Annotated in this window: 9 protein-coding genes; 4 read left to right on the top strand and 5 right to left on the bottom strand. The window is 60.8% G+C overall.

Annotated features, from left to right (window positions below; all coding sequences use genetic code 11):
* The first annotated feature begins 430 nt into the window (after positions 1-430).
* Both larA and larD read left to right on the top strand, forming a co-directional pair.
* Positions 431-1,708 carry a nickel-dependent lactate racemase gene (gene larA, locus AB5405_RS07755; protein WP_022093875.1) on the top strand — a complete coding sequence of 426 codons (1,278 nt, stop codon included), beginning with the start codon at positions 431-433 and terminating at the stop codon, positions 1,706-1,708.
* Between the two features lie 49 nt (positions 1,709-1,757).
* The gene (gene larD, locus AB5405_RS07750) at positions 1,758-2,489 is read left to right on the top strand and encodes a D/L-lactic acid transporter LarD (RefSeq protein ID WP_368138084.1); all 732 of its coding nucleotides are present in this window, start codon (positions 1,758-1,760) and stop codon (positions 2,487-2,489) included.
* A gap of 321 nt (positions 2,490-2,810) precedes the next feature.
* Here larD and AB5405_RS07745 read toward each other — a convergent pair whose 3' ends face one another.
* The 4 genes from AB5405_RS07745 to serB all read right to left on the bottom strand — a co-directional run bounded on the left by AB5405_RS07745 (position 2,811) and on the right by serB (position 5,810).
* Positions 2,811-3,350, bottom strand: coding sequence for a TetR/AcrR family transcriptional regulator (locus tag AB5405_RS07745; protein WP_368138083.1), 540 nt, complete (start codon positions 3,348-3,350; stop codon positions 2,811-2,813).
* Positions 3,351-3,352: 2 nt separating this feature from the next.
* Positions 3,353-4,264, bottom strand: coding sequence for a nickel pincer cofactor biosynthesis protein LarC (larC, locus tag AB5405_RS07740; RefSeq protein WP_368138082.1), 912 nt, complete (start codon positions 4,262-4,264; stop codon positions 3,353-3,355).
* Between the two features lie 10 nt (positions 4,265-4,274).
* Positions 4,275-5,057, bottom strand: a complete 783-nt coding sequence (gene larB, locus AB5405_RS07735) for a nickel pincer cofactor biosynthesis protein LarB (RefSeq protein WP_271730099.1) — start codon at positions 5,055-5,057, stop codon at positions 4,275-4,277.
* A 117-nt stretch (positions 5,058-5,174) separates the two neighbouring features.
* Positions 5,175-5,810: a phosphoserine phosphatase SerB gene (serB, locus tag AB5405_RS07730; RefSeq protein ID WP_117563673.1), complete on the bottom strand. Its 636-nt coding sequence runs from the start codon at positions 5,808-5,810 to the stop codon at positions 5,175-5,177.
* Positions 5,811-6,066: 256 nt separating this feature from the next.
* Between serB and aspS the strand changes: the two genes are divergently transcribed.
* Positions 6,067-7,854: an aspartate--tRNA ligase gene (gene aspS / locus AB5405_RS07725; RefSeq protein ID WP_346981716.1), complete on the top strand. Its 1,788-nt coding sequence runs from the start codon at positions 6,067-6,069 to the stop codon at positions 7,852-7,854.
* Positions 7,855-8,159: 305 nt separating this feature from the next.
* On the opposite strand, the gene AB5405_RS07720 is transcribed toward aspS, so the two are convergent.
* Positions 8,160-9,176 (bottom strand): LacI family DNA-binding transcriptional regulator, encoded by a 1,017-nt coding sequence (locus tag AB5405_RS07720; RefSeq protein WP_368138081.1) that lies wholly within the window; start codon positions 9,174-9,176, stop codon positions 8,160-8,162.
* A gap of 376 nt (positions 9,177-9,552) precedes the next feature.
* Between AB5405_RS07720 and AB5405_RS07715 the strand changes: the two genes are divergently transcribed.
* On the top strand, positions 9,553-11,826 hold a 2,274-nt coding region (locus AB5405_RS07715; protein ID WP_368138080.1), incomplete at its 3' end, for a glycoside hydrolase family 2 TIM barrel-domain containing protein.

Below are 11,826 nucleotides of genomic sequence, written 5' to 3'. Positions count from 1 at the left end.
CCATCATCGCGGTCTACGGGGTCAACGATATGGCACCGTGGGGACACATGTATGTCAATCCTGGTCTAACAGAGCCAAATCTTATCCCGCGATGCTGAATACTCGCAAAAATGCACGCTCCGGAGGGTACTACCCAGTTATGGCCAGAAATCCATGCGCCATCTTATGCAATTAATTAACGAATTTATGCAAAATGGCTTACGTGCGTACGTCTCGGACTAGATGTTTGCCTCGGCGCTGCGTAAATCATCCTGTCTATAGTGTCTTTGACAGGCGGCCGCGGTCCCGTTTGGGGTCGCGGCCGTTTTGTTGTGGGTCAAATATGAACGTTGTGTTAATGAGTCGGTGGACGGTGGTGTTTTTCGGTGAGCGGCGTATCCTTCCAACGGTTTATCTAGTGTGTCAGTTGAAAGGAAGAGGGCGCTCGTCATTGTTTGAATGTGAACTGCCGTTTGACCACAAGACGTTGCATCTGGAGCTCGAGGATAAGAACTTCGCGGGTGTGATGGAAGGTCATCAAAACGAGTTTAAGACTACAAAATCGCAGGAAGAGCTGGTAGAGGAGTCGCTTGCCAATCCTTATGGCTCGCCTTCGCTCGAGGAGCTTTGTGCTGGCAAGAAGGATATCGTCATTATTAGCTCCGATCATACGCGTCCCGTTCCCTCGCGTGTGACGATGCCTATTCTGCTGCATCACATCCATTCTGCTGCGCCCGAGGCTCGCGTGCGTATTCTGGTTGCTACGGGTATGCATCGTCCGTCGACGCACGAGGAGCTCGTCAACAAGTACGGCGAGGAGATCGTTGCCAACGAGGAAATCGTTATGCACGTCGCGACCGATGACAGCATGATGAAAAAGATCGGCACCCTGCCTTCTGGCGGCGAGTGCATCATCAACAAGATTGCTGCCGATTGCGATCTGCTGCTTGCCGAGGGCTTTATTGAGCCGCACTTCTTTGCCGGTTTCTCTGGTAGCCGCAAGTCCGTCCTGCCTGGTATCGCCAGCTACAAGACCATCATGTACAACCACAACGGTCAGTTTGTGAACGATTCCCATTCGCGTGCCGGCAACCTGTGCCACAACCACGTGAGCGAGGACATGTTTGCCGCTGCCGAGATGGCTCACCTTGCCTTTGTGCTCAACGTGGTGCTCAACGGCAAGCACGAGGTCATCGGCTCCTTTGCCGGCGACATCCACAAGGCGCACGAGGCTGGCTGCGAGTTCGTGAAGAGCCTTGCCGGCGTTGAGCCCGTCGAGTGCGAAATTGCCATTACCACCAACGGCGGCTACCCGCTCGACCAGAACATCTATCAGGCCGTGAAGGGCATGTGCTCTGCAGAGGCCACACTTCCCGAGGGCGGCGTGATCATCGATGTCGCCGGTTGTGCCGACGGTCACGGTGGCGAGGGCTTCTATCACAACATCGCCGACAATGATCCGGCAGAGTTTGAGCGCGCCTGCATCGACCGTCCTAAGGACGAGACCCTGCCCGACCAGTGGACGAGCCAGATCTTTGCCCGCATCCTGGCGCATCACCCTGTGATCATGGTTACCGACCTGTGCGATCACCAGATGATCAAGGATATGCACATGACGCCGGTCAACACCCTCGATGAGGCGCTCAAGCTCGCCTTTGAGATGAAGGGTGCCGATGCCAAGGTGGCCGTCATTCCCGATGGCCTGGGCGTTGTCGTCGCACAGCACTAGTACGCGGCCTAAACGAATCGTTTATAACCGACAAGAAAGATAAGGTTTTATGCTTACCAAACTCCTCTGCGAATTCGGCGCAACGGCCCTCATGATCATCTTTGGCGTGGGCGTGCACTGCGATACCGTGCTTAAGGGCACCAAGTATCAGGGCTCCGGCCATATGTTTGCCATCACCACTTGGTCTTTTGGCATCTCGGTCTGCCTGTTTGTCTTTGGCGGCGCCGTGTGCATGAACCCGGCTATGGTGCTTGCCCAGTGCATCGTCGGTCTGGTGCCGTGGAGCAGCTGCATCCCCTTCATGGTTGCCGATATGCTCGGCGGCTTTGCGGGCGCCGTGATCGCGTGGTTGATGTATGCCGATGAGTTCAAGGCTTCCGATGGTGTCATCGATCCCGTTGCTCAGCGCAACATCTTCTCGACCAACCCCACCACCGAGGGCACGAACTATGCCCGCAACTTCTTCTGCGAGGCTATCTGCACCTTCGTGTTCATCAGCGCCATCCTTGCTGCCGCTAACCGTGCCGGCGAGAACGTTTTGATGCTCGCTATCTGCGTCGGTCTGATCGTTTGGGCCGTTGGTATGGGCATGGGCGGCATCACTGGCTTCGCCATGAACCAGGCTCGTGACCTTGGTCCTCGCATGGCCTATCAGGTGCTGCCGATCAAGAACAAGGCTGACAACAACTGGAAGTACGGCCTGCTCGTTCCTGGCATCGCTCCGTTTGTCGGTGCCGCTCTGGCCGCGCTGTTTGTGCACGGCTTCTTGGGCATGTTCTAGTCTGAGGCTACATAGTTGTCCGCTGGCCGCATGGGGTAACTTCCCAGCGCGTCCTCGGACATGCAAAAAGGCTCGCTGCGCACTTCGTGCGGCGAGCCTTTTTGCGTCCTGCGGAATGCGCTGGGAAGTTACCCCATGCGGCCAGCTACGGGGTCTTTGTTGCGTTCGTACAAGCAACCCAACATATATATCTGAATTTGGATGGGAGGGGCTTGTTGCTGGTAGGGGCGTTGGGCTGTAGTCGATACTTTGGGATGGATTGTGCTTTGGGTTGGGGCGGGGCTTTGAGATGAGGGCGGAACTTTGGGATGAGGGGTTTACTTAGTTGAAGAGGGGTTTTATGGCTGAGAGGTAGTCTTTGGCTACGTCCTCTTTTGGGGCTTGGAAGTTGTGCCAGGCCCACCATTGGACCATTCCTACGAAGCTTGAGGCTATGTGGTGTAGTAGGAAGCTTCGGTCCATGGTGGCGGCGGGGCCGTTTGGGTCGGTAGGGACGGTTTCGGCTGCGCGCGACATGATGGTCTTGCGGAGGCAGTCGGCGAAGACGCGTGAGCCGGCGCCGGCTACGAGGGCTCGAACGCCCTGGCGGCGCTCCCAGAGGTTGTTGAGGATATGCTCGACCTGTACGAGCGGGTCATCGAGGGGCGTACCGTCATCGTCGAGGGCATGGGTGCAGATGTCGCGCACGAGCTCAGCGAGCAGGTCATCTTTGTTCTTGAAGAGGCCGTAGAACGTGGCCCGACCCACATGGGCGCGAGCAATGATGTCGCCGACGGTGATCTTGCCGTAGTCCTCCTCGCGAAGGAGCTCGGAAAACGCCGCAACGATGGCGGCACGGCTTTTTGCCTTGCGGGCATCCATGGTTATGCGTCCGCGTCAACGAGCAGGCAGCGGAGCGTACCGGAGCAACCCTCGTAGGGGCGCTTACCGGCGCCGTAGCCGACGGCCTCGATGCGGTAGCGGGCCGGCAGGTGCTCGGACGTGCGCAGCGCGGCGACGATGGCGGCGCCCGTGGGCGTCACGAGCTCGCCAGCGACTGGTGCAGGCATGAGGGCGATATTGCCCGCCTGGCACAGGTTGACGACAGCGGGGACGGGAATGGGCATAAGGCCGTGGGCACAGTGGATGGTTCCGTGGCCCTCGGAGAGCGACTCGACCACGATATCCTCAATACCCAGGCCGTCGAGGCAGATGGCGACAGAGCAGACGTCGACGATGGAGTCGACGGCGCCTACCTCGTGGAACATGACGGTCTCGGGCGTTTTGCCGTGGGCCTTGGCCTCGGCGGCGGCGAGCGCGGTAAAGATGGCGAGCGCACGACGCTTAGCGCCATCGCTTAGCTGCGAGCCGTCGATGATGGCGGTGACGTCCGCCAAAGAACGATGGTGATGGTGGTGGGCGTGATGATGGCCCTCGTGGCCATGGCCGTGGGTCTCATGATCATGCCCATGGCAGTGTTCGTGCTCACCATGGTCATGATGGTGGTGCTCGTGCTCGTGCTCGTGCTCGGCAGCTGCTTTGTTGCCGTAGAGCCAGGCCATATCGTGATCGTGGTTCTCGAGCTCCTCTGCCAGCTGAACGTCAAAGTCGCAGGCGTCGATGCCATGCTTGTTTACGCGTGTAACGGCAACCTCAAACCCGTCAACCGGCAGTGTGGCGAGCTGTTCGCGCAGGTGCTCCTCGCTGGCGCCCAGATCGAGCAGGGCCGCGACGGTCATGTCGCCGCTGATGCCCGAGGTGCCGTCGATGATAAGCGTGTGCTGATGATTGGACATGGAATGCTCCTTAGCGGGCGCGGGGTGTGCCGGCGCTCAGATGATTGATAAGACTTGCCTGGTAGGCGGCGCCAAAGCCGTTGTCGATATTGACGACCGAAACGCCGCTGGCACAGGAGTTGAGCATGGCGAGCAGCGCGGCTACGCCACCAAAACTTGCGCCGTAGCCAACGCTGGTGGGAACGGCGATGACCGGACAGCTCACCAGACCGCCGATAACGCTCGCCAGCGCGCCCTCCATGCCGGCGATGGCGATGACCACCTGCGCCTGGGCAAGTTCCTCGGCATGCGCGAGCAGGCGGTGCAGGCCGGCGACACCTACGTCGTAGAGGCGGTCGACCTCGTTGCCATAGAACTCGGCCGTCAACGCGGCTTCTTCGGCGACGGGTAAGTCGCTCGTGCCGGCGCAGGCGACGACGATGCGTCCGTTGCCGGTAGGGGAGGGCTTGCCGCCCACGAGGGCGAGCTGCGCGTCCGGGACATATCCCAGGTCAATGCCGTTGCCGAGAAGCTCAGCGGTGCGCGCGGCTTTTTCGGCATCCAGGCGCGTGACCAGGATACGTTCCTGGCCGGCATCGCGCAGCGCTTCGATAATGGCGGCAATTTGCTCGGCGGTTTTACCGGCACCGTAGACAACCTCGCCGGCTCCCTGGCGCACTCCGCGCGAAAGATCGAGCTGCGCAAAACCCAGATCGGCGGTCGGCGCCGTCTGGATGCGCGTGAGGGCGACTGCCGGAGTGACTGCTCCGCCGGCAACATCGCTCAGCAGCTGCTCTAGGTCTCGCTTATCCATATATGTTCCCTTCGACGGCGCAAAGTCTAGCACTCAAAGGGTATGTTTCCGAACACTAAGACAAAATTGTTCGGAAACTAGACATAGAGGAATTGATTCTGTTGTTAGACGGATCGGTTAGTCGCGCAGGATGATGTCCATAGCGAGCATGAGGTTGCGCTCGTCGATGGCAAACGGGGCGGCCTCGCGCGTCTTGGGCTTGGCGCAAAACGCGATGCCCGTGCCCGCGGCCTGGATCATGGGGATGTCGTTTGCTCCGTCGCCAATAGCGACCGTGTGGGCCATGTCGACGCCGCACTCAACTGCCCAGTCCAGCAGCTGGATGAGCTTGGACTCCTTGGTCACAATGTCGGCAGCCAACTTACCGGTGAGCTTGCCGTCCACGACCTCCAGGCGGTTAGCGAGGCAAAAGTCGATGCCCGCGGCGGCCACGATCTTATCGGCGACCTCGTGGAAGCCGCCACTCACGACGCCGACCTTCCAGCCCTTGCTGTGCGCCGAGCGCACAAGCTCCAACGCACCGGGGGTAAACGTCACGCGCTCAAAGGTGCGCTCGAACACGCTCTCGTCCAAGCCGGCAAGCAGCCCCACGCGCTCCTCGAGCGCCTGCTTAAAGTCGAGTTCGCCGCGCATAGCGCGCTCGGTGATCTGCGCTACCTGCTCGCCCACGCCGGCCTCTTCGCCCAACAGGTCGATGACCTCCTGGTTGATGAGCGTGGAGTCGATATCCATAACGATGAGGCGTGCAGTCATGGCGGGCCTTTCCGAGTGCAGTTGTATTGGGGCACATTGTCGCACGCGGCGCGCCTTGGCGACGGCCACGGTGCGTCAATTGTTTCGTCTCCGTCAAGTCTTTGGGCAGGAGCTACTTTTCCGCGGCACATCGACACAGGTGCGATAAGATAGAACGCCATGTCTGGCTGCGCGGTTTACGCAGGCTGGGCAAATCTGTACGACGCCGCCCGGAACGACACGGGGCGGCACAGATCCATAAAGGAGGATCACTGGTATGAGCCAGACCCGTCCCATCGACGAGCATTCCATGCACACCCGTACCTGCGGCGAGCTTCGCCGCGAGAACGTGGGCGAAGAGGTCACCCTCACCGGTTGGGTGAGCCGTCGCCGCGACCACGGCGGCCTTATCTTCTGCGATCTTCGCGACCGCGAGGGCATCACGCAGCTCACCTTCGACCCCGAGCACTCCGACGGCGACGCCTTTAAGATCGCCGAGACCATGCGTCCCGAGTGGCCCATCAAGATCCACGGCGTCGTGCGCTCCCGTGGCGAGGAGACCACCAACACCAAGCTCGCGACCGGCGAGATCGAGGTCCTGACCGACCACGCCGAGGTTCTCAACACGTCCGTCACCCCGCCGTTCCAGATCGAGGACGGCATCGAGACCAGCGAGGACACCCGTCTGCGTTATCGCTATCTGGACCTCCGCCGTCCCGAGATGATGGCCAACCTCAAGCTGCGCTCCGACTTTACCTTTGCCATTCGCGAGGCGCTGCACAACCGTGAGTTCATGGAGGTCGAGACGCCCTCCCTGTTTAAGTCCACGCCCGAGGGCGCCCGCGACTTCATCGTTCCCAGCCGTATTCAGCCGGGCAACTTCTACGCTCTACCGCAGTCCCCGCAGCTCCTGAAGCAGCTGCTCATGGTCGGTGGCGTCGAGCGCTACTATCAGGTTGCCAAGTGCTTCCGCGACGAGGACCTGCGTGCCGACCGCCAGCCCGAGTTCACCCAGGTCGATATCGAGATGTCCTTCGTGGACCAGAACGACGTCATGAGCGCGCTCGAGGAGGTCCTGGCCGACGCCTTCGGCCGCATGGGCGTCGAGATGCCCACGCCGCTGCGTCGTATGGACTACTGGGAGGCCATGGACACCTATGGCTCCGACAAGCCCGATACCCGCTATGGCATGCACCTGGTCGACCTGACCGACATCTTCGCCAACTCCAAGTTCAAGGTCTTTGCGACTGCCGCAAACGAGGAGGGCTCTGTCGTCAAGGCCATCAACGCCAAGGGCGCCGGCGCCTGGGCACGTGCCAAGATCGATAAGCTTGCCGGCGTGGCCTCCACGTTTGGCGCCAAGGGCCTGGCCTGGATCGCATTCCGCGAGGACGGCTCCATCAACAGCCCCATCGTCAAGTTCTTCTCGGACGAGGAGATGGCGGCTCTGCGCGAGCGCATGGACGTCGAGCCCGGCGACCTTGTGATGTTCGCCGCCGGCCCGCGCCTGCTCTCCGACGAGATCCTGGGCGGCATGCGTTCTCACATGGCCAACGCACTCGAGATCAAGCGCGAGGGCCACGACTTCCTGTGGGTCGTCAACTTCCCGCTGTTCCACTGGGATGAGGACCGCAAGGCCTATGCCGCCGAGCACCAGCCCTTCACCCTGCCGACCGAGACCGACATCGCCAAGATCGAGGCCGACCCGTTGGCAGCCGGTTCTTGCACCTACGACTTTGTCATGGACGGCTTTGAGGCCGGCGGCGGCGGTATGCGTATCCACAACGCCGAGATGCAGATGTCCATGCTCAAGCTCCTGGGCTTTACCGAGGAGCGCGCCGAGTCTCAGTTTGGCTTCCTCATGGAGGCCCTCAAGTTTGGTGCGCCCCCGATGGGCGGTTTCGCTCTGGGCCTGGACCGCGTGTGCATGCTGCTCACCGGTTCCGACTCCATCCGCGACGTCATGGCGTTCCCCAAGACGGCCAGCGGCTCCGACCTTATGTCGGGCGCTCCGAGTGCCGTTAGCGGCGCCCAGCTCAAGGACGTCAGCCTGCGCCTGATGTAGGCGAGCGGCTACATATTGCCTGTAACGAGGGAAGGACGCGTGCCTTCCCTCGTTTTTTATGCGTGGGTGTTGCGAGGGCATAGGTTGACCGGGCGTCGCGGAAACTACGACCCGGAATTTGCGTCCAGAACGGGTCGCGCTTTCCCAAGGGGGGTCCTCTGGGAAAGCGCGACCCAGAATTCGGCAAAATAATGGGGCACAGTTTCCGGTTGAGCTGTCTAACGGAAACTGTGCCCCAGAATGAGCGCTCAAAACGGGGCAGGCTTTCCGCAACAACTGTCTGGCAGAAAGCCTGCCCCAGTTTCTTATAGCGAGTCTCTCTGGATCAGCTGCATGTGCATCACGGAGGTGGTGGGCTCGGCACCCTTGATCATGTCGAGCGCAATGTTGGCGGCCATGTGTCCTTCTTCGCGCAGGGGCTGGCGGACGGTCGTGAGCGCGGGGACGCAGCGCGCCGCAATCTCGTGATCGTCGAAGCCGACGACAGAAACGTCCGCAGGAACGGATAGGCCTGCCTCGTTGAGTGCGGTGATGACGCCAGCCGCGATACGGTCCGATCCGCAGAGCACGCCATCGAAAGCAATCTCGCGCGCGAGGATCTGGTGCATGGCCTGATAGCCGTCTCCGCTGTTCCAGCCGGTATAGATAACGTTTGCGTCTGGGAGGTCTTCGCCCAAGACGGCGCGGTAGCCGCGCAGGCGGTCGACAACAGCGGGGTTGTCTTGCGGTCCCAACACGGCGACGATATCTTTGCGCCCGCGATCCTTCATGGCGAGTGCCGCAAAATGTCCGCCCTCTTCGTCGTCAGAGTAGACCGTCGAGAACACATCGCGATAGGGGTGGCCCTCGAGCTGGCCGCACAACACGGTGGGTACGCCCAGCTCGCGCAGCACCTCGAGCAGCTCGCTGCCTTTGTAGGGAGAGACGTCGATCACGGCGTCGAACGAGCGGCGCTCAAAGTGCTCGCGTGCGCGGTTGCGCTCATGCGTAGAAGACGCCTGCAAGATAACGGGCAGATAGGACGACTCCGACAGTTCCTCGGTAATGCCGCTCAAAAACTCGCTATAGGTGGGGTCGCTGAAGAGTTCACTCAGAGGCTCGGTCACGAGCACGGCGATGATTTCCGTGCGCCCGACAGCGAGCGCTCGGCCACGAGCGTTGGGGACAAAATTGACTTCCTTGGCCGCCGCGCGGACGCGCCTTTTGGTTTCCTCGCTAATGCGGGGCGAATCGTTGAGAGCGCGCGATGCCGTGGAGCGCGACACGCCGGCAGCTGCGGCAACCTCGGCAAGCGTAGGTGCGGTGCGAACTGGTTGGGTCATGGCGTCTCCTGGAGAATGCGGTCGATGTTGTCGCTGATACGGGCTGGTGCGGATACAGCTTACTATAGTGCGCCTGAACAGCGTTCATGATATCCGGTGACCGGTGTCATTTTGCAACCAAGCCGCAATCGAATACGTCTCGTATGGGTGAGATATCAGCGGGCGTGGCGGTTGCCTACGAGCTTGAGAACGATGTCTTGCGCTGAGTTTCGATACTCAGGGTGACATAAGTGTCGCGGTTGTACAACCGGTTGCACCGTTAACCCGACCAAATCGACCGTTCAGCGGACAACCGGTTGCACAGTTTTTTGCATCGCCCGTAAGATAAGGACAACCGGTTGCACAAGAATCACTACGATGATGAAGGAGCATCACCATGGACGCCATTAACGATTGGGAAAACCAAGCGCTCACCCACAGGAACCGCCTGGCACCCCATGCGTACTTTATGGGTTACGAGACTGCCGATCTCGCTGCAACGTACAGCCGCGAGCTGTCGCGCGGGTTTGTCCAGCTGTCCGGCTCGTGGCAGTTCCGCCTCTTTGAGGGCCCCGCTGCCGTCTCCAATGAGGAACTCTCCACGTACAAGCCCGAGTGGGATCACGTGGAGGTTCCGCACCTGTGGCAGGTGGACGGCTATGGCAACCTTGCCTACACCGACGAGGGTTTCCCGTTCCCGGTTGATCAGCCGTTCGTTCCCTCCGACGACCCCACGGGCGTCTACCAGCGCATCGTCAACCTTCCCGCCGTTCCTGCCGGCGCTCGCGAGATCATTCGCTTCGACGGCATCGAGAGCTATGGCGAGCTGTACGTCAACGGTCAGTATATCGGCATGACCAAGGGTTCGCGCCTGTCTGCCGAGTTCGACGTGACCGACGCGCTCGTCGAGGGCGACAACCTGTTTGCGGTCAAGGTCCTGCAGTACAGCGATGGCAGCTACATCGAGGATCAGGACATGTGGTGGGCCTCGGGCATCTTCCGCGATGTGTACCTTATGCAGCGTCCCGCCGCGCACCTGGTCGACTTTAGGTTCCGCACGCACCGCGAGGGCGATGCCGCTCTGATCACGCTCGATACGGTTGCCGAGGGCGCTTCCCGCGTTGTGTTTACGCTCAGCGATGGCGAGAACGTGGTGGCTACGGGTGAGTGCGTCGACGGCCATGCCGAGTGCAGCGTGACCGATGCCCACTTCTGGAATCCCGAGGACCCCTTCCTCTACGATCTTACGTTTGAGGTCTACGACGGCGACAAGGTGAGCGAGTACGTCCCGCATCGCCAGGGTCTTGCCGAGGTGACGGTCGAGGGCAATCATATCTACCTCAACGGCACTTACTTTAAGATGCATGGCGTCAACCGCCACGATCACGACGATCACAAGGGCCGCGCCGTGGGCCTCGATCGCATGCGCCGCGACCTGGAGCTCATGAAGCAGCACAACATCAACGCAGTGCGCACCTCTCACTATGCCAATGACCCGCGCTTCTACGAGCTGTGTGATGAGTATGGCATCATGCTGGTCGCCGAGACCGATATGGAGAGCCACGGCTTCGAGAATATCGGCAACATCGCCCTGGTTACCGACGACCCGGCATGGGAGCCGGCCTACGTCGACCGTATTGAGCGCCTGGTGATGCAGGAGCGCAACCACGCGTGCATCATCATGTGGTCGCTGGGCAACGAGAGCGGCTATGGCTGCAACATCCGCGCGATGTACGCCAAGGCTCACGAGCTCGATGGTCGTCCGGTCCACTACGAGGAGGACCGCAACGCCGATACCGTCGACGTCATTTCCACGATGTACTCCCGTGTGTCGCAGATGAACGACTTTGGTGAGCATCCGTTCCCCAAGCCGCGCATCAACTGCGAGTATGGCCACTCCATGGGTAATGGCCCCGGAGGTCTGTCCGAGTACCAGGAGGTCTTCGATCGCTGGGATTGCATCCAAGGCCAGTTTATCTGGGAATGGTGCGACCACGGTTTGGCTGCTGTGACCGAGGACGGCGTTGCCTACGATATGTATGGTGGCGACAACGGCGATTACCCCAATAACAGCAACTTCTGCATCGACGGCATGGTGTTCCCTTGGCAGCAGCCGAGCCCGGGCCTCACTGAGTATGGTCAGGTCATCTGCCCGGTTCGCATGGCCTACGATGCCGAGGCGGGCGAGCTGACCGTCACCAACAAGCGTTGGTTTACCACCCTCGAGGATGTTTGCCTGTCGGCGGAGACCCTGGTGGACGGCGACGTGGTTTGCCGCAAGACGCTCATGCCCGGTGCGGTTGCCCCCGGCGAGTCCGTCCAGCTTCCGCTGGTGATTCGCGAGGCCGCGGTAGGCGAGACCCTGCTGACCGTGCGCGCCTACACCATGGCCGCTCACGTCTGGTGCGAGCCGATGTTCCAGCTGGGTGCAAGCCAGTTTGCCATCGCAAACCATCCGGCGCCGGCCATTGCGGCTCCCACTCGTTCTGAGCTTACGGTCGAGGAGACCGAGCAGGAGATTCGCATTCACTCCCTCAACGGCGAGCTGACCTTCAGCAAGGTCAACGGCACCGTGAGCAAGTGGAAGGCATCCGGGCGTGACGTCATGGCCTCTGGTCCCCAGGTTGGTTTTTGGCATCCGCTCGTCGACAACCACGCCCAGGAGTACGAC

Origin of the sequence: Collinsella aerofaciens (assembly GCF_040920445.1) — a bacterium.
In the GTDB taxonomy this organism is placed as follows: Bacteria; Actinomycetota; Coriobacteriia; order Coriobacteriales; family Coriobacteriaceae; genus Collinsella; species Collinsella aerofaciens_BH.
This window is presented reverse-complemented; position numbering and strand designations above follow the sequence as displayed.